This is a genomic window from Streptomyces sp. NPDC028635, assembly GCF_040637635.1.
Classification (GTDB): domain Bacteria; phylum Actinomycetota; class Actinomycetes; order Streptomycetales; family Streptomycetaceae; genus Streptomyces.
This window is the reverse complement of sequence record NZ_JBEZWX010000047.1, coordinates 17,742-37,770: the sequence shown is the minus strand read 5'-3', so window position 1 is coordinate 37,770 and position 20,029 is coordinate 17,742. Positions and strand designations below refer to the sequence as shown.

20 protein-coding genes are annotated in these 20,029 nt (G+C 74.3%); 9 read left to right on the top strand and 11 right to left on the bottom strand.

From position 1 onward, the window contains the following. Positions 1–146: 146 nt before the first annotated feature. The 3 genes from AB0E88_RS31755 to AB0E88_RS31745 all read right to left on the bottom strand — a co-directional run bounded on the left by AB0E88_RS31755 (position 147) and on the right by AB0E88_RS31745 (position 2,213). Positions 147–734, bottom strand: a complete 588-nt coding sequence (locus tag AB0E88_RS31755; RefSeq protein ID WP_361637833.1) for a hypothetical protein — start codon at positions 732–734, stop codon at positions 147–149. Positions 735–859: 125 nt separating this feature from the next. Then, positions 860–1,615 carry a ferredoxin reductase gene (locus tag AB0E88_RS31750; RefSeq protein ID WP_361637831.1) on the bottom strand — a complete coding sequence of 252 codons (756 nt, stop codon included), beginning with the start codon at positions 1,613–1,615 and terminating at the stop codon, positions 860–862. Continuing rightward, complete coding sequence (locus tag AB0E88_RS31745) at positions 1,608–2,213, bottom strand: sulfite oxidase-like oxidoreductase (RefSeq protein WP_361637829.1); 606 nt, start codon at positions 2,211–2,213, stop codon at positions 1,608–1,610. The genes AB0E88_RS31750 and AB0E88_RS31745 overlap by 8 nt, the downstream gene beginning before the upstream one ends. A gap of 148 nt (positions 2,214–2,361) precedes the next feature. Here AB0E88_RS31745 and AB0E88_RS31740 point away from each other — a divergent pair, with 148 nt between their 5' ends. Both AB0E88_RS31740 and AB0E88_RS31735 read left to right on the top strand, forming a co-directional pair. Then, entirely contained in the window at positions 2,362–3,288 is a 927-nt protein-coding gene (locus tag AB0E88_RS31740) for an NADP-dependent oxidoreductase (protein ID WP_361637827.1), read from the top strand. Beyond that, entirely contained in the window at positions 3,285–4,001 is a 717-nt protein-coding gene (locus AB0E88_RS31735; RefSeq protein WP_361637825.1) for a GNAT family N-acetyltransferase, read from the top strand. Before AB0E88_RS31740 ends, AB0E88_RS31735 begins: the two co-directional genes overlap by 4 nt. Positions 4,002–4,010: 9 nt before the next feature. Here AB0E88_RS31735 and AB0E88_RS31730 read toward each other — a convergent pair whose 3' ends face one another. After that, the gene (locus tag AB0E88_RS31730) at positions 4,011–4,451 is read right to left on the bottom strand and encodes a MarR family transcriptional regulator (protein WP_361637823.1); all 441 of its coding nucleotides are present in this window, start codon (positions 4,449–4,451) and stop codon (positions 4,011–4,013) included. 79 nt (positions 4,452–4,530) lie between these two features. Between AB0E88_RS31730 and AB0E88_RS31725 the strand changes: the two genes are divergently transcribed. Continuing rightward, on the top strand, positions 4,531–5,577 hold the full coding sequence (locus tag AB0E88_RS31725) for a hypothetical protein (RefSeq protein WP_361637821.1): 1,047 nt from the start codon (positions 4,531–4,533) through the stop codon (positions 5,575–5,577). Between the two features lie 190 nt (positions 5,578–5,767). Further along, positions 5,768–6,562: a putative protein N(5)-glutamine methyltransferase gene (locus AB0E88_RS31720; RefSeq protein ID WP_361637819.1), complete on the top strand. Its 795-nt coding sequence runs from the start codon at positions 5,768–5,770 to the stop codon at positions 6,560–6,562. A gap of 69 nt (positions 6,563–6,631) precedes the next feature. Here the strand turns inward: AB0E88_RS31720 and AB0E88_RS31715 are convergent, their stop codons facing one another. Then, a complete protein-coding gene (locus AB0E88_RS31715) occupies positions 6,632–7,246 on the bottom strand; it encodes a hypothetical protein (protein ID WP_361637817.1) in 615 nt (204 codons plus the stop codon). 90 nt (positions 7,247–7,336) lie between these two features. Continuing rightward, positions 7,337–9,439: a SpoIIE family protein phosphatase gene (locus AB0E88_RS31710; RefSeq protein WP_361637815.1), complete on the bottom strand. Its 2,103-nt coding sequence runs from the start codon at positions 9,437–9,439 to the stop codon at positions 7,337–7,339. A gap of 276 nt (positions 9,440–9,715) precedes the next feature. Here AB0E88_RS31710 and AB0E88_RS31705 point away from each other — a divergent pair, with 276 nt between their 5' ends. The 4 genes from AB0E88_RS31705 to AB0E88_RS31690 all read left to right on the top strand — a co-directional run bounded on the left by AB0E88_RS31705 (position 9,716) and on the right by AB0E88_RS31690 (position 13,934). Then, positions 9,716–10,588, top strand: a complete 873-nt coding sequence (locus tag AB0E88_RS31705; protein ID WP_361637814.1) for a hypothetical protein — start codon at positions 9,716–9,718, stop codon at positions 10,586–10,588. Positions 10,589–10,733: 145 nt separating this feature from the next. After that, complete coding sequence (locus tag AB0E88_RS31700; protein ID WP_361637855.1) at positions 10,734–11,114, top strand: hypothetical protein; 381 nt, start codon at positions 10,734–10,736, stop codon at positions 11,112–11,114. Between the two features lie 155 nt (positions 11,115–11,269). Next, a complete protein-coding gene (locus tag AB0E88_RS31695) occupies positions 11,270–13,285 on the top strand; it encodes an NADPH-dependent 2,4-dienoyl-CoA reductase (RefSeq protein WP_361637812.1) in 2,016 nt (671 codons plus the stop codon). A gap of 28 nt (positions 13,286–13,313) precedes the next feature. Beyond that, positions 13,314–13,934 carry a PadR family transcriptional regulator gene (locus AB0E88_RS31690; RefSeq protein ID WP_361637810.1) on the top strand — a complete coding sequence of 207 codons (621 nt, stop codon included), beginning with the start codon at positions 13,314–13,316 and terminating at the stop codon, positions 13,932–13,934. Here the strand turns inward: AB0E88_RS31690 and AB0E88_RS31685 are convergent. Then, positions 13,882–14,430: a hypothetical protein gene (locus tag AB0E88_RS31685; protein ID WP_361637809.1), complete on the bottom strand. Its 549-nt coding sequence runs from the start codon at positions 14,428–14,430 to the stop codon at positions 13,882–13,884. The genes AB0E88_RS31690 and AB0E88_RS31685 overlap by 53 nt on opposite strands. A gap of 170 nt (positions 14,431–14,600) precedes the next feature. Next, complete coding sequence (locus AB0E88_RS31680) at positions 14,601–15,569, bottom strand: fibronectin type III domain-containing protein (protein ID WP_361637807.1); 969 nt, start codon at positions 15,567–15,569, stop codon at positions 14,601–14,603. 453 nt (positions 15,570–16,022) lie between these two features. On the opposite strand from AB0E88_RS31680, the gene AB0E88_RS31675 reads away from it, so the two are divergent. Then, positions 16,023–16,745 (top strand): glycoside hydrolase family 75 protein, encoded by a 723-nt coding sequence (locus tag AB0E88_RS31675; protein WP_361637805.1) that lies wholly within the window; start codon positions 16,023–16,025, stop codon positions 16,743–16,745. A gap of 1,062 nt (positions 16,746–17,807) precedes the next feature. Here AB0E88_RS31675 and AB0E88_RS31670 read toward each other — a convergent pair. From AB0E88_RS31670 to dhaK, 3 genes are read right to left on the bottom strand one after another with little or no spacing between them, the layout of a single operon-like run. Then, a complete protein-coding gene (locus AB0E88_RS31670; RefSeq protein WP_361637803.1) occupies positions 17,808–18,218 on the bottom strand; it encodes a PTS fructose transporter subunit IIA in 411 nt (136 codons plus the stop codon). Continuing rightward, the gene (gene dhaL, locus AB0E88_RS31665; RefSeq protein ID WP_361637801.1) at positions 18,211–18,810 is read right to left on the bottom strand and encodes a dihydroxyacetone kinase subunit DhaL; all 600 of its coding nucleotides are present in this window, start codon (positions 18,808–18,810) and stop codon (positions 18,211–18,213) included. The genes AB0E88_RS31670 and dhaL overlap by 8 nt, the downstream gene beginning before the upstream one ends. 60 nt (positions 18,811–18,870) lie before the next feature. Further along, on the bottom strand, positions 18,871–19,863 hold the full coding sequence (dhaK, locus tag AB0E88_RS31660; RefSeq protein ID WP_361637799.1) for a dihydroxyacetone kinase subunit DhaK: 993 nt from the start codon (positions 19,861–19,863) through the stop codon (positions 18,871–18,873). Between the last annotated feature and the right edge of the window lie 166 nt (positions 19,864–20,029).

The following is a 20,029-nucleotide window of genomic DNA, read 5'->3' as shown; positions in this document are numbered from 1 at the left end:
CCGCCTCGGGGTGGGTGGGCATGCGGAGCGATCACACCGTACGGGGAAGGTGACAGCGCTTTCCAGAGCGCTCTTCAGGAGGCCCCAGGCGCTTCAGAGGCGCTCCGGGTGTACGGCCGGGGCGGGTCCGGGACAGCGGACGGCGGTCACGCCGGGCGCCGCCGCGTCCACAGGGGTTCCGTGAGCGCCCAGTCCCGGTCCCACTCGTCCAGCCGGTGGCGCAGGGACACCCGGCGCACCACGCCGTGCACGAGGAGCACGACGGCGACCGTTCCGCCCGTGGCGGCGACCCCCATGGACAGGGTGTGCTGCCAGACGGCGGACTCGGTGGGAGGTGCGGCCACGTCATGGCCGTGGGCGTCGAACCAGACGTCGACCGCGTCACCGGTGCGCGTGCCCGCCGGGACCCGGGCCGTCGCCGTGTGCGTGGCGCCGCGCGCGTCGACCCAGCGCACGGCCACCGGGGTGGTGTGCCTGCTGCCGCCGTCCACACTCGGCGGCGTGTCCGGCGTCCTGCCCACGACCCTGGCGTGCACCTCGTGCCGGTCCGCACGCTGCTGCGCCGCGACCGCCCGTGCCTCGCCGTGTGCCCACCAGCCGGTCAGTACCCCGGCCAGCGGCGCGCCGACGAGCAGGAGCGCCGCGACGACCAGCGCCGTCCACGCTTCCACCACGTCGCACCGGCGCCGCAGCGGATTGCGCCGCCAGCGCCAGTTGCGCACCCGGGTTCGCATGTCGACCTCCTCGCCGTCACGCGTGCGAGTGCCCACATGGATCTCGTACCCCGTCCAGCAGACATCCTTCACCGGATCCGCGCAAACGGGAAGTCCCGGACGCCGCTGTCCCTGCGGCCTCCAGGTCAGCCGAAGCGCTCGATCCGGATCCGGTCCACCGGCTGGCCGGCCGCCACCAGGAGCCGCGAGGCGTGCTCGGCGAAGGCGTTCGAACCGCACACGTACGCCTCCCAGCCACCCGGCGGCGCCGCCGCCACCAGCGGTGCCACCTGCCCCGCGTGCAGCCGTCCCACCGGCACCCCGGCGGGGGCGCGCCGGGTGAACACCGGGGTGGTCTCGGGGCCGTACTCGCGCGCGTAGATCAGGTCCTCCGGGCTGCGCGCCGACACCAGCAGCCGCACCGGCGGGGTCAGAGTGCGCGCCCGGTGGTGGCGCACCATCGACATCAGCGGTACGACGCCGGAGCCCGCGCCGATCAGCAGCGCGGGACGGTCGCCGGGCCAGGCGAAGAAGCCGCTGACCGGGCCGCGCACCTCGACGGTGTCGCCGGGCCGGGCCACGGTGTGGAACCAGCCGGACACCTCGCCGCCCTCGACGTGGTCCAGGGTCAGCTCGATGTGCCCGGTCGCGTCCGGCGCGGAGGCGATCGAGTAGTGCCGCTGCGCGACGTAGCCGTCGGGCGCGGTGAGCCGCAGCATGAGGTGCTGGCCGGGCAGATGCCCGGGCCAGCCGGGCACCGCCAGCCGGAACGTGGCGGCACGCGCGGTCTCGCGGCGGATCGCGGTGAGGGTCGCGGTCTGCCACGTGGAGGCCGTCTGCTCGTTCACGGCGATCCGGCCGGGCACCGCGAACCGGGTCGGGGGAGTGAAGGTCTCAGTCACCGGAGTACCGCTGCTCCTGCCAGGGGTTGCCGCGCGGGTGGTAGCCGTTCTTCTCCCAGAAGCCCGGCTGGTCGTGGTCGAGCAGGCGCAGGCCCGCGATCCACTTGGCGCTCTTCCAGAAGTACAGATGCGGCACCAGCAGCCGCGCCGGGCCCCCGTGCTCGGCGGGCAGCGGGCGGCCGTCGTGGGCGAACGCGATCCAGGCCCGGCCGCCGGTCAGATCGGCGAGCGGCAGGTTCGTGGTGTAGCCGGTGTGGGAGTACGCGACGGCGTGCGTGGCGGAGGGCTGCGGGCCCACCTCGGCCAGGAAGACGTCCAGGGACACGCCCGAGAACCGCGTACCGAACCTCGACCAGCCGGTCACGCAGTGGATGGCGCCCTCGTACCGCGACGAGGGCAGCTCCTGCGTCTGCGCCCAGTCCCAGCTGCGGGGGCGGGCGACCAGGCCGTCGATCCGGAAGGTCCACTGCTCCGGCGCGATGTCCGGGGTGACCTCGGCGGACAGCACGGGCCAGTCGTCGCCCGCGTCGTACTGACCCGGCGGCAGGCCCGGGTCCTGGACGCGGGGGCGTCCGGTGAAGCCTCGGGTGACGTTCATGATTCAACCGTAAGGGGTCGCGGAGTGTGCTTCGCTCCCACCGTTCCCACCCGGTCGTTGCGGCCGTATGAACATCCCGCAGGCCGGGGAATACGCCCCCGCGTCCGTCGCTTGCCGCCGGTGAAGAGCGAAGGAGAGTGAGGAGCCCATGCCCAAGGCGTACGTCTTCACCCGGTACGGCGGCCCGGAGACCGAGGCGCTCGTCGACGTGGACCGCCCCCGGCCCGGGCCCGGTCAGGTGCTGATCGCGGTGCGGGCGGCCGGGGTGAACCCGGTGGACCACAAGCTGCGCGACGGCTACCGGCGCCCGGGCGACAGCGGTGAGCGGGACTTCCCCGCGTACTTCGGCAGCGAGGTGGCGGGCGTGGTCGAGGAGACCGGGCCGGGTGTCGAGGGCTTCGCGGCCGGTGACGAGGTCTTCGGCCGACCGGTCCTCGGCGGCTGGTCGCACTACGCGCTGCTGTCGGTGGACCTGATCGCCCGCAAGCCGGCCGGGGTGACCTTCACCGCCGCGGCCACCCTGCCCGTGGCCGCCGCGACCGCCTACGACGGGGTACGGCAGCTCGGCCTGACGCCCGGCGCGACCGTGCTGGTCACCGGCGCGGGCGGCGGGGTCGGCGTGGCGGCGGTGCAGATCGCCCGCGCCTTCGGGCTGAGGGTGGTGGGAGTGGCCGGCGAGGCCAAGAAGGACCTCGTCGAGTCGCTCGGGGCGGTCCACGTGCCCTCGGGCCCGGGCTGGAGCGAACGGGCACGCGCCGCCGCGCCCGACGGCATCGACGGGATCTACGACCTCGTCGGCGGCGAGGTGTTCGCCGAGGCGGCGCGTCTGCGCACCGGCACCGCCCGGCTCGTCACGGCCGCGGCGCCCCCCGACCAGGCCGAGCGGCTCGGCGGCTCCCGCGTGGCCCGGGTGCGCGACAACGCCGTACTCGAGGCGGTGGCCGAGCTGGTGGCGGGCGGGGACCTGGACCCGCTCGTCACCGCCGTGTTCCCGCTGGAGCGGGCCGGTGAGGCGCTGCGCGTCGTCGAGGAGGGTCACGCCCGCGGCAAGACGGTGATCGAGGTGGCCGGATGAGCGCCGCGCACGTCCTCGACAACCCCGCCCTGGCCTCGCTGACCGGCCCGCACGCCCCCTTCGCCGAGCGGCGCGGCCGGGTGCTGCGCTACCCGCTCGACGTGTCGCCGTGGCTGGCCCTGCCCGACGACCCGGACGAGCGGGACTGGGCGGACGTCGCCGCGCTCGCCGGTCCCGGCGCCGGGGTGCCGCTGGCCGGCTACACCGGCCCCGTCCCGGACGACTGGGAGATCAGCTTCCACATCGAGGGCGTCCAGCTGGTCGACGCCGGCCTGGCCGCCGCACCCGACCCGGAGGCGGTACGGCTCACCCCGGCCGACGTTCCCGAGATGCTCGACCTGGTGGCGCGCACCCGCCCCGGCCCCTTCCTGCCCCGGACCATCGAACTCGGCACCTATCTGGGGATCCGGCGCGGCGGCGCGCTCGTCGCCATGGCGGGGGAGCGGCTGCACCCGCCGGGCTGGACCGAGATCAGCGCGGTCTGCACCGACCCGGCCTTCCGTGGCCAGGGTCTGGCCGCCCGGCTGGTCCGCGCCGTCGCGCACGGCATCAGGGAGCGTGGGGAGAGCCCGTTCCTGCACACCGGCGCGCAGAACACGAACGCCATCCGGCTGTACGAGGCCCTGGGCTTCAGGCTGCGCCGCCGTACGGCGTTCCTGGAGGCGCGGGTGCCCGAGGCGCTGGGGGAGGGGCGGGCCGTGCCGGTGGCGTAGGGCTCTCGCTCAGGCTTCCTCCTCCCGCTCCGGCTCCCAGGCGTTGTAGCGCACGAGGTAGTCGGCGAAGCGGGCCAGGTCGTCCTCGGGCCACTGGGCGAGGCGTTCACGGAAGGCGGCCCGGCGGCTCTCGGTGACCTGGGCGAGGATGCTGCGGCCGGCCTCGGTCAGGTGCAGGACCTGGACGCGGTGGTCCTCCGGGTCCAGCCGTCGCTCGATGAGGCCGGTCCGTTCCAGTGCCGCGACCTGGCGGCTGACCGTGGACTTGTCCAGGGCGTAGTGCGCCGCCAGGTCGGTGGCGCGGCAGCCGCCGCGCTCCTCCAGGTGCCCGAGCAGCGTGTAGGAGACCAGCGACAGCTCCGGGTGCATGCGCCCGGCCGACGCGCGGGCGCGGCGCGCGAAGATCGTCATCTCGCGCTGGATGGTCTCGACGGCCTCGGCTGCGTTCACTTGCCCTCCTTCGGGGTTCTGGTTGTATAGTACAACTTGTAGCTGGAGTTGTATAAGCCAACCATTGGAGGAGTGAGCGATGAGGTCGCCCGCCGTGCGCCATGTGCTCACGCACCTGATCACCCCGCTGCTGATGTGCCTGGGCATGGGGCTCGCGTACATGGGGGCGTTCGTCACCCCGGAGCCGAACCACCTCCCGGTCGCCGTCGTCGGCTCCGGACCCGAGGCCAAGGTGCTCGCCCAGTCGGTCAAGGACGCGGTCGGCGACAAGCTCGACGTCCGCACGGTCGCCACCCGCGACGCCGCCGTCGACCTGCTGGTCCACCGCGACATCACCGGCGCCTACGTGCCCGGCGCGAAGAACCCCGAACTGGTCGTCGCCACCGCCGCCTCCGACATGGGCGCCACCGCGGTCGAGAAGGTCTTCACCCCGGTCGCCGAGAAGCAGGGCGCCTGGCTGAAGGTCACCGACGTGGCCCGGCCGGTCTCCGACGACCCCACCGGCCAGGGCCTGTTCTTCCTGCTCATCGCCGTCTCCATCGGCTCCTACGCCTCCGTCGCCGCGATCGGTGCCGCCGGCGGGGCGCTGGCGATGCGGGTGCGCGCCCTGCTGGCGCTCGGCGTCTCGGCCGTCGTCGGCGGCATCGGCACGCTGCTCGCCGGACCGGTCTTCCACCTCGCCCACCACGACCTCGCCGGCGTCTTCGGCATGGCGTGGCTGTACTCCGCGGGCATCCTGTTCATCGGCGTCGGTCTGCACACCTTCCTCAAGCGGTGGACCACGCTCGCGATGATGGTGCTGTTCGTGATGCTCAACTTCACCAGCTCCGGCGGGTTGTTCCGGCCCGAGCTGCAGAACGGCTTCTTCGGCTCCCTGCACGCCTTCTGGAACGGCGCCGGCTTCGTCGAGGGCACCCGCAGCCTGCTGTACTTCGGCCAAGACGGCCTCGGCCGCACCCTGTGGACGCTGGCGGCCTGGCTGCTGGCCGGTCTCGCGGTGACCGGTGTGGCCGCCCTGTACGAGCGCGCCAAGGCGCCCGCGACCGCCCCCGCGCCGCAGCCGGAGGAAGCGGCGGCCGAGGAGGAGGCGGCCGAGGAAGAGGTCGAGGAGACCGTCGGAGTGTGATCACCGGGAGGGCGGCGCTGGGGTAGTGTGGCGGTCCGGCTGCGGACCGCCCCAGCCGTGCGTCACCGAGGGAGGTGGGACCCATCACCGCAAGGACAGGTCGGGTGCTCTCCCCTCGCCGCGCGCGGACCGCCGGCGGCAGGTGACCCAAGGGAGCGCCCTTCGGCTACCGAAAGGCCCCTCGGCTTCCATGCCCACACCGTCCACCTCCCATCCCTTCCCTTCCGTCGTCGCCCGACTGCGCGCCGCCGGCTGCGTCTTCGCCGAGGACGAGGCGCGGCTGATCCTGGACACCGCCCGCGACGACGACGAGGCCGCCACCATGGTGGAGCGCCGCGTCGCGGGACTCCCGCTCGAACTCGTCCTCGGCTGGGCCGAGTTCCACGGCCTGCGGGTCACCGTCGAGCCGGGCGTGTTCGTACCGCGCCGGCGCACCGAGTTCCTGGTCGACCAGGCGCTCGCCCACCTCCCGCACGCATCGGTCGTGGTCGACCTGTGCTGCGGCTCCGGCGCGGTCGGCGCGGCCCTGGCCGCCGCACTGCACGACGTCGAACTGCACGCCGCCGACATCGACCCGGCGGCGGTGCGCTGCGCCGGGCGCAACGTCGCCCCGTACGGCGGTCAGGTCCACTGCGGCGACCTGTTCGCGGCGCTGCCGGACCGTCTGCGCGGCCGCGTCGGCATCCTCGCAGCCAACGTGCCGTACGTCCCCACCGCCGAAGTCGGGCTGCTGCCAGCGGAGGCCCGCGACCACGAGCCGCTGACCGCGCTGGACGGCGGCGCGGACGGCCTGGACGTGCTGCGGCGCGTGGCCGGGCAAGCGCCGCGGTGGCTGGCGCCCGGCGGCTGCCTGCTGGTGGAGACGAGCGAGCACCAGGCGCCCGCGGCCGTCGAGGCCTTCACCCGGGCCGGGCTCGTGCCGCGCCTGGCGGTCGCGGACGAGGGCTACGCCCACGTGGTCGTCGGGACGCGCACGGCGGACTGAGCGCCGCCGGGCCGCCCCACGGCAGGAGGCGGCCCGGCGGGGCATGTGCCTCTTCGGGGACGGCCGCCGTCAGGTCGTGGCCCCGCCCCCGGACGCGCTCGGCGACGGTTCGTCGTCCCACCGGTGGTCGCGGAAGCCGCCCCCGTGGTGGCCCGGACCCCGGTCGGCGAAGTCGCCGGTCAGGGCGCGGATCGCCGTGCGCGTGCCGTCGGCGCCCCGGGTGCCGACCAGGAGGACCGTGTCGCCCTTCTTCGGTGTGCCGCCGCGGAGGGTGGCGTCCGAGCCCACGGTCCACGTCCAGGACGCACCGTCCTCGCTCTTGACGGTGACCCGCTCACCGGAGACCGTCTCGACGGTGCCGCGCTGCCAGATCCGCACCACCCACTTCCCGGTGCCGGGGTCCTTCACGGTGGCCTCGCCGTGCACGGCCGTACCGAAGCCGAACCCGGGGCCGCCCCGCTCGTGCCGCCCGTCCGGTCCGCCCGGCGAGGGGGACGACGACGCGGAGGCGCCGGGCGGCGAAGGAGAGTCACCCGAGGTGGCGGCGTAGGCCACGGTCCCGCCCAGCGCCAGCACGGCGACGGCGGTGGCCGCGATCACCGTACGGCCGCGCGCCGACCGGCGGCGCCACGGCTCCCGCGCGGACCCACGCTCCCGCGTACGCTCCTGGTCCGGTTCCTGCATCGCGTTCACACTCCTCGGCCGGCGTCACGGCCCCCCTTCCTGTGATTGTCCGGGGGGCCCGGTAAGAGCGGGATAACGGCTACCTGTGAATCACCCCTCCCGGCTTCCTGCGAAGCGCCCCTCCTGCCGGACCCGCGCGACGAGCAGGGCCACGTCGTCGTGGTTGTCGGGGTGGTGCAGGGTGCGCAGCAGCAGGTCGCAGATCTCCTCCAGCGGCCGTTGCGGCCCGTCCAGCAGGGTGAGCAGCATGGCGAGGCGCTCGTCGAGGGAGTGCCGCCGGGTCTCCACCAGACCGTCGGTGTAGAACACCAGCTGGTCGCCGGGGCACACCTCGACGGTCGTGGTGGAGAAGGCCACACCGCCCACGCCGAGCGGCGCGCCGGTGGGAAGGTCGAGCAGCTCGGCCGCCCTTCCGGCGCGCACCCGGGCCGGCGGCAGGTGCCCGGCGTTGGCGATCCGGCACTGGCCGAGCCGCGGGTCGTGCACCGCGTACACACAGGTCGCGATGGCCTCGTCGAGGCCGGAGGTGATCTTGTCGAGGTGCTCCAGGAGCCGCGCGGGATCGAGGTCCAGGGAGGCGAGGGTGTTGGTCGCGGTGCGCAGGCGGCCCATCGTGGCGGCGGCGTTGATGCCGCTGCCCATCACGTCGCCCACCACCAGCGCCGTCTTGCCGTCGTCCAGCTCGATCACGTCGAACCAGTCGCCGCCGACCTCGGTCGTGGCGCCCGCCGGCTGGTAGCGCGAGGCGACCTCCAGGCCGCCGGTGAGCCGGGGATGGCTGGGCAGCAGGCTGCGCTGCAGGGTCAGGGCGGTGTTGCGGGCGTTCTGGTACCAGCGGGCGTTGTCGATCTGCACGGCGGCACGGGCCGCCAGTTCGCGGGCCAGCAGCAGGTCGTCCCGGCTGAAGGGCAGCGGGTTGCGGGTGCGCTTGAGGTCGAGCGCGCCGAGCACCTCGCCGCGCGCGATCAGCGGCACGGCGAGATAGGAGTGCACGCCGGCGGCCTCCAGCAGTTCGGCGGCCTCGGCGGAGCGGGCGATGCGCGGCAGATTCTCCGGCCGCACGTGCGCCATCATGACCGGCCGGCCGGTGCGCACGCACTCGGTGACCAGCCGGTCCGGTCCGTACCGGGCGATCTGTCCGGGCGGGTCGGCCGCCCGCAGCGCCTCCGGGGCGTCGCGCGCCTGCACGGCGAGCGCGCGGATCACCGCCGCCTCGGCCGGGCCCAGGCTGCTGCGCCGGCCCTCCACGACCGCCTCCAGGAGGTCCACGGCGGCGATGTCGGCGAGTTCCGGCACGGCCACGTCGGCGAGTTCGTGCGCGGTGCGCTCCAGCTCCAGCGTGGTCCCGATCCGGGCGGAGGCGTCGGCGATCACGGCCAGCCTGCGGCGGGCGGCCTCGGCCTCCACGCTTGCCTGGTACTGGTCGGTGATGTCCACGACGGAGGCGGCCACGCCGAGCACGTTGCCGACGGCGTCCTCCAGCCGGTACAGCGAGATCGTCCAGGCGTGGTCCTCGCGCGGGTCGGCCGGGGTGCGGCCCACGATGGCCTGGTCGACCACCGGCAGTCCCGTCGCGAGCACCCGGCGCGCCGCCGACTCCATCGCGTCCGCGTCCAGGTCCGGCAGCACCTCGCGCAGCCGGCGGCCCAGGTGCTCCTCGGCGGGCAGGCCGTTGATGCGTTCCAGGGCCGGATTGACGGACACGAACCGCAGGTCGACGTCCAGCACGGCGAGGCCGATCGGCGACTGGGTGACCATGCGCGTCGACAGCGCCACGTCCCGCTCCAGGCGGCGCACGGTGGACCGGTCGGCGCACAGCCCGAGCGCGTACACGTCGCCCCGGTCGTCCAGCAGGCGCATGTTGCGGAACTCCACCAGGCGCGTGGTGCCGTCCTTGCGCCGGACGGGGAAGGCACCGGCCCAGCTCTGCCCGGTCTCCATGACGTCCGCGAACAGCTTCACGACGAGGTCGAGGTGCTTCTCGTGCACCATGATGTGGGCCGCGTACCGGCCGAGCGCCTCCTGCGCGGAGTACCCGAACAGCTCCTCGGCCTGCGGGCTCCACAGCACCACCCGCCCCTGTGTGTCCAGGACCACGGAGGCGACGTTCAGGACGTCGAGGAGCCCGCTGGGGCGCACCGGGCCGCCCGACGGCTGGTCGCCGTCGGTCACGGGAGATCTGGCTGACGTCATCCAGGTACCGCCTCCGCCCGTCCGTGCGGCACGCGTTCCCCCGTGCCGACTCCCCATGGTGTACCGCGCACAACCCTTTCTCCTACGCCTTCCGCCCCCACCTCCACCATCCCCCAACACGACCGGAAACGTCCCGGCGGGCGCGGCGGGCCGGCGCGCCCGTGTCCGGGAGGACCGTCGCCGGGCCGACGGAATCCGTTCACGTTGTTGGTCTGTACATGACCATTCGACGCCGCCAGACTGTGCGCGACCACCCCCTGACCGAGGAGTCGGCCCATGCCCCCACGCACCGTCCGGCAACGCTGTCGCACCGCCCTGACCGCCCTGGTGGCCGCCGCCTTCGTGCTGTGCGGCGCCCCGCACGCCACGGCCGCGGACACCTGGAGCGAGGTCGGCTCCGACCGCGCCGACCCGCTCACCGAGAGCCAGGGCCTGGCCTCGATCGAGGTCCCGGCGGGCAGCCCCAACCGCTACACCGGCATCGGCACCATCCCGCTCGGCGTCTCCAGCCGCGGCTGGAACCATGTGGGCGACCCCGACGCCTCCTACGACGGCCACTACGTCGAGCCGTACCAGCGGGACTCCGGCAACGCGAAGATGTTCCGGGTGCAGGCGCCGGGCGGCGGCTGGTCGGAGTACGTCCACACGCTGAGCCCGGGCGAGGCCCTGAACAACTCCTGGGTGGCGATCAGCCCGGACGGGCAATGGATGCTCACCGGCGAGTGGGGCACGATGAACCGGCTGCTCGTCCTGCCCACGCCCGGTGTCAACCCCGCCACCTCGCCGTCGGCCGACCTGCCCCAGGCCGCCACCGTCCACCTCGACCGCGCCGTCCGTGACGTCCAGGGCTGCGACTTCGTCACCTCCACCCGGCTGCTGTGCGCCTCCGACGACCCCGACGGCACGCTGTTCGGCATGACCAAGCCGCTGCTGCAGATCGACCTGTCCGCCGCTCCGAACGGCACCGCCGACGTGAACGGCCAGGTCACCGCCCTGCGCCAGCTGCCCCTGCGCAGCGCCTGCTCCGGCGGCTTCGAGGCGGAGGGCGTCGACTACGACCGGCGCACCGGCACCCTGCGCGTCATCGTCGTCTCGCCCGGCTTCTGCGTCCTGACCGACAGCAAGACCTACCGCCTCGTGCGGAGCTGAGCCCGCGGTTCGGCACCGGCCGCCGGCGGCCCTTTGGTGGCCCGCACCGGCGGCCGGTGCTTTTCTTGGGTGTGGGGGAGCGGCATCGCGGGGAACCCGCACTGCCGCAGCGCGGTCTTGGAAGGAGCAGTGCATGCACCAGCACATGGACAACGAAAAGGCGCACCCCCACTCGGTCTCGCTGGAGATCAGTGATTGCAGCAAGGAGGACGCACGGACCGTCTTCGACGCGCTGTGCGGGTACTTCGAGTCCGACCGGTGCCACGAGGACGTGCCGCAGCAGTTGTCGGAGGTCCGTCCGATGGTGTGGCTCGGCACCTTCGACGTCGACGACGCGCACGAGGGGGCCGAGAAGGCCGTGCACCCCGCTCCGCTGCGCGGCAGCGTCACGGCGGACGTCCAGGGCGGCTACTGGGCCGTCGACCGCTTCCGCAAGACGCTGGACGGCCTGTTCGACGTGCAGGACCTCAGCCAGGCCTCGGGCGATCAGGAGCGGGAGTTGCATCTGCGCCTGGAGAGCAGGTGATGCGGCCGGCCGACGGCCGCCGGCGGCGACCGGCCCGGGACGACCGGTTCGGGACGACCGGCGGGTGATACCGGCCACCTCGTTGTGCAACTAGTTGCATAAAGGCTCGCGGGTCCTCTAGAACAGTGCGCAAGACACCGCGCACGGAGGGCCCGATGAGCCGTTACCCGCACCTGCTGAGCCCGCTCGACCTGGGTTTCACCACGCTGCCCAACCGCGTCCTGATGGGCTCGATGCACGTCGGCCTGGAGGAGGCCGAGCGGGGCTTCGAGCGCATGGCGGCCTTCTACGCCGAGCGCGCCCGAGGCGGCGTGGGTCTGATCGTCACCGGCGGCATCGCCCCCAACGAGGAGGGGCGGCCCTGGGAGGGCGGCTCCAAGCTCACCACCGACGCCGAGGCGGACGAGCACCGCCAGGTCACCGAGGCCGTGCACCGCGAGGGCGGCAGGATCGCCCTGCAGATCCTGCACTTCGGCCGCTACGCCTACCACCGCGACCTGGTCGCCCCGAGTCCCCTCCAGGCCCCCATCAGCCCGTTCCCGCCGCGCGAGCTGACCGACGCCGACATCGAGCGCACCATCGACGACTACGCCCGCACGGCCCGCCTGGCACAGCAGGCCGGCTACGACGGCGTGGAGATCATGGGCTCCGAGGGCTACCTCATCAACGAGTTCATCGCCGCCCAGACCAACCGGCGCACGGACCGCTGGGGCGGCTCCTACGAGAACCGGATGCGCTTCCCGGTCGGGATCGTGCGCCGGGTGCGCGAGGCCGTCGGCGAGGACTTCATCGTCATCTACCGGCTCTCCATGCTGGACCTCGTCCCCGGCGGCTCCACCCTCGACGAGGTGATCACCCTCGCCAAGGCCGTCGAGACGGCCGGCGCCACGATCATCAACACCGGCATCGGCTGGCACGAGGCCCGCATCCCCACCATCGCGACCTCCGTGCCGCGCGGCGCCTACACCTTCGTCACCAAGAAGCTCATGGGCGAGGTGTCGGTCCCGCTCGTCACCACCAACCGCATCAACACCCCCGAACTCGCCGAGGAACTGCTCGCTGACGGCGTCGCCGACATGGTCTCCATGGCCCGCCCGATGCTCGCCGACCCGGAGTTCGTCAGGAAGGCCGCCGAGGACCGCTCCGCGGCCATCAACACCTGCATCGGCTGCAACCAGGCCTGCCTGGACCACACCTTCAGCGGGCTGATCACCTCCTGCCTGGTCAACCCGCGCGCCTGCCACGAGACCGAGCTGGTGCTGGCCCCGACCCGGCTGACCAAGCGCGTCGCGGTCGTCGGCGCCGGCCCCGCCGGCCTGGCCTGCGCGGTCTCCGCCGCCGAACGCGGCCACACCGTCACCCTTTTCGACGCCGCCGAGGAGATCGGCGGCCAGCTCAACGTGGCCCGCAAGGTCCCCGGCAAGCAGGAGTTCGACGAGACGCTGCGCTACTTCCGCCACCAGCTCGACACCCACGGCGTGGATGTACGCCTCGGCACCTGGGTGGGCGCCGACGACCTCGCGGACTACGACGAGGTGGTCGTCGCCACCGGTGTCACCCCGCGCACCCCGGACATCCCCGGCGTGGACCACCCCCGCGTCGTCGGCTACCTCGACGTGCTCCAGCGCGGCGCGTCCGTCGGCGACCGCGTCGCGATCCTCGGCGCGGGCGGCATCGGCTTCGACGTCGCCGAGTACCTCACCGACAGCGGCGACCGGGCGAGCGAGGACCCGGCGACGTACTTCCGCCACTGGGGCGTCGACCTGGACTACCGGGCTCCCGGCGGCCTCGCCGCGCCCGAGCGGCCGGCACCGCCCCGCCAGGTCCACCTGCTCCAGCGCAAGACCAGCAAGGTCGGCGCCGGCCTCGGCAAGACCACCGGCTGGATCCACCGCACCGAGCTCAAGCACCGCGGCGTCACCATGGTGCCGGGCGTAACCTACGACCGGATCGACGACGCCGGACTGCACCTGAGCGTCGACGGCGAGAGCCGGGTCCTCGAGGTCGACACCATCGTGCTGTGCACCGGCCAGGAGCCGCGCCGCGACCTGTACGACGCGCTGGTGGCGGCGGGCCGCAAGGCGCACCTGATCGGCGGCGCCGACGTCGCCGCCGAACTGGACGCCAAGCGTGCCATCAAGCAGGGCACGGAGGTCGCCGCCGCCCTGTAGGCGCGCGGCGCGTCCCTAGGATGACCCCATGTCCCTGCCGCACGCGATCCTCACCGCCCTGCTGGAGAAGCCGTCCTCCGGGCTGGAGCTGACCCGCCGCTTCGACAGGTCGATCGGCTACTTCTGGTCCGCGACACACCAGCAGATCTACCGCGAGCTGGGACGCCTGGAGTCCGAGGGGTACATCCGCGCGCTGCCGAGCGAACAGCCGGCCCGCGGGCAGAAGAAGGCCTACGAGGTCCTGCCCGCGGGCCGTGCCGAGCTGCAGCGCTGGACGGCCGCGGCGCAGGACCCGAGGCCGATGCGCGACGTCATGCTGCTGCGGCTGCGCGCCGCCGCCGTGGTGGGCACCGCCGGCCTGGAGGACGACCTGCGGCGCCATCTGGAGCTGCACCAGCGGCAGTTGGCCGAGTACCTGGAGATCGAGCAGCGCGACTTCCCGCCCGGCAAGGACGGTCCTCAGGACCGGCTGCGCCACCTCGTGCTGCGGGCGGGCATCGATCTGGAGACCTTCTGGACGCGCTGGCTCACGCACGCGCTGGAGGAGTTCGAGACCCTCGGCGAGGCCGCTGCGCCGACGGCGGAGGGCGCGTCGGTCACAGGCGGTGCGGCTTCGAGCGACGGCGCAGGAACCACGCCGCCCCGATGACACCGCCGCCCACCAGGGCCGCTCCCACGCCCATCGTGACCGGGCCGTAGTCCCGGGCCGCGCCGCCGAGGCCGCCCATGACCCCGCGTGAGGGCGAGGACGACGGCGTGGGCCGGACGGTGGGCGCGACGGGTGCGGAGACGATCACCGACTGGGTGCCGGCGGTGGTGTTGTTCGCGCACATCACGATGACCGTGTAGGTGCCCGGCGTGACGCTCGACCACGCGGCGGACTGGCTGACGCCGGTCCCCGACAGTGCCACCTGGCGGCCCTGGGCGAAGTTCGCCTGGCTGCTGCTGAGCAGCGCCGCCGTGCCCCAGCTGCCGTTGATCTGGGTGCAGGCGCTGGTCACCACGGACACGGTGGAGCCGGTCGTGCTCACCGAGATGCCCGAGCCGCGCGCGGTGGCCGGGCCCGCGGCGGTGAGGGCGAGCGGCAGGGCGGCGGCGGCCGCCACGGCCATGCCGTGGCGTCCGAAGCAGTGCGAGTTGCGCATGGGGTGTCCTCCGGCGGCGGCACGGCTGGCGGTACATCCCTTGCGCCGCCGAGGATCGGGAACGCCCGTGCTGCCTCAGGGGCAGCCAACGTCCCCCGGCGCGCCCACGCATGCGGACGGCACCCGGGCAGGTGACGGATTCCCCCCGACGGCCCAGGTCCGCCCGCGGGTCACCGGCCGGCCCCGGTCGTCGCCACCCGCTCCGCCGACCAGCCGCCCCAGCTGCCGTCGGGCAGCCGGGCCCGCAGCCGCAGCCGGTGGCGCACCCCCGGCTCGCCACCGGCGTAGAAGCTGTAGGCCGCCCGGTCCCGGGGCGCGTCGGCGCCCCACACCAGCGAGGTCGCCGTCCGCCCGTCGAGCTGCAGCTGGTACTCGCCGACCGTGCCGTCCGTGCGCGGCGGAACCCAGGACAGATCCAGGTAGTAGGCGCCGTCCGCCTCGTGACTCGTGACGCGGAAGGAGCCGGGCGCGGTGTCCCGGCCGTCGTCCGTGCCGGGGGCCGTGGTGAGCCGGAGCGGACCGGCGGCGGGCGAGAGGTTGTCGGCCGCGTCCCGCGCCCGCACGGTGAAGGCGTACCGGGTGCCCGGCCGCAGCCCCGTCACCACCGTCGCCGTCTGCGCCCCGCCCACGCTGTGGATCTTCACACCGCCCTGGTAGACGTCGTACGACACCACCTTCCGGTCGTCCCGGGAAGCCGTCCACGACAGCTGGACCGCCGTGCTCCCGGCGCTCCGGCCGGTCAGCCGGCCCGGTGGGGTGGGTGCCGAGCGGTCCGCCGCCGTGGCGGCCGGGGTCGTCGCCGTGACCTCCCGGCTCGGTGGCCCGAGCCGGCCGGCCCGGTCGCGGGCGCGCACCGAGAAGACGTACGCCGTGGCCGGCCGCAGCCGGACCACGTCCACCATGTGCTCGCCGGCCGGTACGTCCGCCACCTTGGCGCGGTCGCGGTACACCTCGTAGGCGCGGACGCCGTCGGCGGCGGAGACGGCGTTCCACATGACGTGCACGCTGGTCGAACTGCCCGCGGTCGCCGTCACGCCGGCCGGGGCGCCCGGCACCGCCCCGCTGTCGTCGTCCGCGCCCGCCCGTCCGCAGGACGCGACCAGCAGCAGGAACACCGTGTACAGCACCACGCGTCGCACGACGTGCCTCCCGTGTCGGTCGCCCAGCAGGACGGCAAAGGTCCGGACCAATAGGCTCACCATGGCATCCGTGGCGCGTACCCATCAAGGGTGCGGCGGGCGGTCCTCGGTGTGCGGGTGGGTGCGGGGCCGGGTGCGGGGTCGGTGCGAGGAGGCCGGGTGTGCGGTCGGGCGTTGGTGTCCTCGCGGCCGTTACGTATGCTGAGGTCCGGTGCCGAACTCCCGCGATGCGCTCGGGAGTTCATGCCGTGGGCGCGGACCGCTGTCGTCGCTGTCCCCGCGCCGGACGCGGGCGGCCGGGATGCCGGAGCCGGCACAGGCCCCGGCGTCCCGGCGCCTGGCGGCCCGTCAGCGGCCGTGCGCCGTACGGCCCCGCCGGGTGGCCGGGGCGAGGCGCCCGCCCCAGATTGGCTGAGTGACCGTCACCGTCCCCCACGAGAGGGTCCCTCGATCGTGCGTGTCCCGTCGATGACGCTGGCCGCGGCCGGACTTGTCCTGCTGGCCCCGGCCCTGCCGTCCGCCGCCGCGCCGCGGCCGCCCGCCTCGGGTCCCCGGGCGCTCATGTCCGCCCGGCCGCCAGGCGCCGTACGCGCCGCCGAGCTGCTCTCCCGGGCCCGCATCTGCACGCCTGTCTCCCGCGGCCGCTACCGCACCGACGCCGACGCGCCCGCCACCGTCCCCGTGTGCGGCACCCGCGACGCCGTGATCTGGACCGCGGACCTGGACATCGACTGCGACGGGCGGCCCACCTCGCACTGCAACGACGACACCGATCCGCTCTTCGCCGAAGCCACCGCCTTCGCCCAGGCCGACGGGCGCTACCCGAGCGCCGAGACGCTGCCCTACATCGTCGTACCCGCGCCGAGCGCCCGCTGGGACCACCGCAGGGACGGGGTGCGCGGAGGCTCGGTCGCCGCCGTCGTCCACCACGGCCGCGTCCAGTACGCCGTCGTCGGCGACATCGGCCCGAGCGACATCATCGGCGAGGCCTCCTACGCCACCGCCCGGGCGCTGGGCATCCGCGCCGACCCGCACGGCGGCGGCACCCCCTCCGGGGTCACGTACATCGTCTTCAAGGACTCCGAGGTCAAACCCCTGGAGGACCGAGCAGCCGTGACGGCCGTCGGCGAACGACTGGCCCGCCAGTTCGTACGCGGCGATCGCGGCGGCGGCTGAGAGGTGTGTCCGCCGGGGGTACGGGGGGCCCTCGCGAAACGCCGGTGCACAGCGAGGTCTGAGGCGGCGGATCCTCGGCGCCGGCGTCCGGGCCCCGCCCGCCGCGCCTGGCGCGCCTGGCGGCCCGCGTGGCGCGCCCCGGCCCGTGACGGATCGGGGCGGCGCGGAGCGGCTGCGCCCCGTGCCGTGGGGTGCCTCTCCGGGACCGGGGCGAGAGTGGTGACCGCGGGCGCGGGAGTATCCCGGCGCTACCGGGCGACCGCCTTCGTCACGCGCGGGTGGCCGCGGCTGGACGGGACACGGCGCCGCCGAGACGCGGCGCCGCGCCCTGCGCGGGTGTTCCGCGGGGGCTGGGGGCGCGCGTGGCGGCCCCGGCCGGGAAGGGATCCCGGCGGCGCGGGCCCGCTGTGATCCCTGGCGTGCGGGTGTCCGCCGGGGCGCGGGCACGCGTGGCGCCGGCCGCCGGGAACGGCTCGCGTGCGCTGCCTCCGTGTCCCGGCGCGTGCGGCGATGACTTCCGGGGCCGGGGTGCCCGCCCCGACCCGCCGTGCGCGGCGATGACTCCGGGGCCGGGTGCCCCCGCGACCGCTGTGCGCGGCGATGGCTTCCGGAGCCCGGCCCGCCGCCGGGCCCCGCTGTGCGCGGGCGTCCGCGGGGCTGGGAAGTGGGCTGGCGGCCCCCTGCGGGAACGGCTCGCGTGCGCTGCGAAGCCGCCGCATGTGGAGGGCCGGGGTGCCGTGCGCCCGCCGTGCGGGGCGGGCCAGGGAGCCGCGGGCCCGTCGCGTGCCGGGCGGGCCAGGAGCCGCAGGCCCGTCGCGTGCGGGGCGGACCCGGGTGCCGCGGACCCGCAGTGTGTGGGGCGGGCCGGGGTGCCGTGCGCCCGCCGTGCGGGGCGGACCAGGGTGCCGCGGGCCCGACCCGCGTGCCGGGCGGGCCAGGGGCCGCAGGCCCGTCGCGTGCCGGGCGGCCAGGGTGCCGGGGCCCACCGCGGGCGCGCCCGGCGAGCCCTGCGCGTGCTGGGCCAGGGCGCTCCCGAGCCGTTGCGGGCCGCCCTCGCCCGGCTCACTCCTTGCGGTACTCGTACGCCTCCTTCGCCGCCGCCTCCACCGCGTCCAGGTCGGCGCCCGTGGCCGCCGTGACCACCGCGGCGACCGCGCCTTCCACGAACGGCGCGTCCACCAGGCGGGAGCCCTCGGGCAGTTCGTCGCCCTCCGCGAGGAGCGCCTTCACGGTCAGCACGGCGCTGCCGAGGTCGGTGAGCAGGGCGATCCCGGCGCCGCGGTCCACGGAGGCGGCCGCGGCGGCGATCAGTTCGGCGCTGGTGCCCAGCCCGCCGCTCTCGGTGCCGCCCGCCGGGGCGACCGGCACCGCCGAGCCGCCCCCCGACAGCGACTTCGCCAGCTTGGCCACCGACTCCGCCACATCGGCGCTGTGGGACACGAGGACGATCCCGACCAGCTTGTCCTCACTCACCGTGCGCCTCCACGAGGGCCGCGATCAGCAGGGCCGACGAGGTCGCCCCCGGATCCTGGTGTCCGATGCTGCGTTCACCGAGATAGCTGGCCCTGCCCTTGCGGGCCTGCAACGGTGTGGTGGCCTCCGCGCCCTGCTCCGCCGCGGTCCGCGCCGCCGCGAAGCCGTCACCGAGCGCGTCGAGCGCCGGGACGAGGGCGTCGATCATGGTCTTGTCGCCGGGTGCCGCACCGCCCAGCGCCATGACCGCGTCCACCCCGGCGCGCAGGGCCTGCGCGAACTGCTCCTCGCTGACCTCGGCGGCGTCCCCGAGCGTCTTGCCGGTCCGGCGCAGCAGGGTGCCGTACAACGGGCCCGACGCCCCGCCGACCTTCGAGATCAGCTGCTTCGCCGCCAGCATCAGCACCGCACCGGGCGTGTCGGGCGACTCCTCCTGCAGGGCGGCGGTCACGGCGGTGAGGCCGCGCTGCATGTTGGTGCCGTGGTCGGCGTCCCCGATGGCCGAGTCGAGCGCGGTGAGATGTTCGGCCTCGCGGTCCACGGACGCGGCGGCCGCCGTCAGCCAGCGGCGGAAGAAGTCGGCGTCGAGCACGTGATCTCCTTGCGTGGTAGAGGTGTGGCCAGGGGTGTCGCGCACCTGCTGATCACCGTGTCACATGCCCCAGCGCAGCCCCGGCGTGCTCACCGGCGCGTCCCACAGCCGCAGCAGTTCCTCGTCGATCTGGCACAGGGTCACCGAGGCGCCCGCCATGTCGAGCGAGGTCACGTAGTTGCCGACCAGGGTGCGGGCGACGGCGACGCCCCGCGCGGCGAGTACCCGCTGCACCTCGGCGTTGAAGCCGTACAGCTCCAGCAGCGGCGTCGCACCCATGCCGTTGACCAGGGCCAGGACGGGGCTGCGCGGGTTCATGTCCTCGAGGATGGCGTTGACCGCGAAGTCCGCGATCTCCCCGGAGGTCATCATCGCCCGTCGCTCGCGGCCCGGCTCGCCGTGGATACCGATGCCCAACTCCAGTTCGCCCGCCGGGAGGTCGAACGTGGGGCTGCCCTTGGCCGGGGTCGTGCAGGCACTCAGGGCCACGCCGAAACTGCGCGCGTTCTCGTTCACCTGCCGGGCGATCGACTGCACGCGCTCCAGCGGCTGCCCCTCGTCGGCGGCGGCGCCGGCGATCTTCTCCACGAACAGCGTCGCCCCGGTGCCCCGGCGACCGGCCGTGTAGAGGCTGTCGGTGACCGCGACGTCATCGTTGACCAGCACCTTCGCGACCTGGATGCCCTCGTCCTCGGCCATTTCGGCCGCCATGTCGAAGTTGAGCACGTCGCCGGTGTAGTTCTTGACGATGAACAGCACCCCGGCGCCGCTGTCCACGGCCGCCGCGGCGCGCAGCATCTGGTCGGGGACCGGCGAGGTGAACACCTCACCCGGACAGGCCGCCGACAGCATGCCCGGGCCGACGAATCCGCCGTGCAGCGGCTCGTGCCCCGAGCCTCCACCGGAGATCAGTCCGACCTTCCCCGCCACGGGGGCGTCCCGCCGTACGATCACCCGGTTCTCGACGTCGACGGTCAGTTCCGGATGGGCGGCCGCGATCCCCTTCAGCGCATCGGCGACAACGGTCTCGGGGACGTTGATCAGCATCTTCATGGGTACCTCCTGAAGCGATGGACAGGTGGGCCCCTGGCCTACATCTTTCCAGGTCAGGTCGGGAAGTGGCCAGTCAACGATCTTGATGGTCCACGGCGGCCCCGGTCTGGCTGAATGTCCTGATGTCGGCAGTATCGACCTTGTGGGCGCCGAGGTCACGCGGAAC

Excerpts from the sequence above, each read along its gene's own strand:
- AB0E88_RS31755 (WP_361637833.1), bottom strand. The coding sequence starts at position 734 with ATGCGAACCCGGGTGCGCAACTGGCGCTGGCGGCGCAATCCGCTGCGG.
- AB0E88_RS31745 (WP_361637829.1), bottom strand. The coding sequence starts at position 2,213 with ATGAACGTCACCCGAGGCTTCACCGGACGCCCCCGCGTCCAGGACCCG.
- AB0E88_RS31740 (WP_361637827.1), top strand. The coding sequence starts at position 2,362 with ATGCCCAAGGCGTACGTCTTCACCCGGTACGGCGGCCCGGAGACCGAG.
- AB0E88_RS31735 (WP_361637825.1), top strand. The coding sequence starts at position 3,285 with ATGAGCGCCGCGCACGTCCTCGACAACCCCGCCCTGGCCTCGCTGACC.
- AB0E88_RS31725 (WP_361637821.1), top strand. The coding sequence starts at position 4,531 with ATGAGGTCGCCCGCCGTGCGCCATGTGCTCACGCACCTGATCACCCCG.
- AB0E88_RS31720 (WP_361637819.1), top strand. The coding sequence starts at position 5,768 with ATGCCCACACCGTCCACCTCCCATCCCTTCCCTTCCGTCGTCGCCCGA.
- AB0E88_RS31715 (WP_361637817.1), bottom strand. The coding sequence starts at position 7,246 with ATGCAGGAACCGGACCAGGAGCGTACGCGGGAGCGTGGGTCCGCGCGG.
- AB0E88_RS31710 (WP_361637815.1), bottom strand. The coding sequence starts at position 9,439 with ATGACGTCAGCCAGATCTCCCGTGACCGACGGCGACCAGCCGTCGGGC.
- AB0E88_RS31705 (WP_361637814.1), top strand. The coding sequence starts at position 9,716 with ATGCCCCCACGCACCGTCCGGCAACGCTGTCGCACCGCCCTGACCGCC.
- AB0E88_RS31700 (WP_361637855.1), top strand. The coding sequence starts at position 10,734 with ATGGACAACGAAAAGGCGCACCCCCACTCGGTCTCGCTGGAGATCAGT.
- AB0E88_RS31695 (WP_361637812.1), top strand. The coding sequence starts at position 11,270 with ATGAGCCGTTACCCGCACCTGCTGAGCCCGCTCGACCTGGGTTTCACC.
- AB0E88_RS31690 (WP_361637810.1), top strand. The coding sequence starts at position 13,314 with ATGTCCCTGCCGCACGCGATCCTCACCGCCCTGCTGGAGAAGCCGTCC.
- AB0E88_RS31685 (WP_361637809.1), bottom strand. The coding sequence starts at position 14,430 with ATGCGCAACTCGCACTGCTTCGGACGCCACGGCATGGCCGTGGCGGCC.
- dhaK (WP_361637799.1), bottom strand. The coding sequence starts at position 19,863 with ATGAAGATGCTGATCAACGTCCCCGAGACCGTTGTCGCCGATGCGCTG.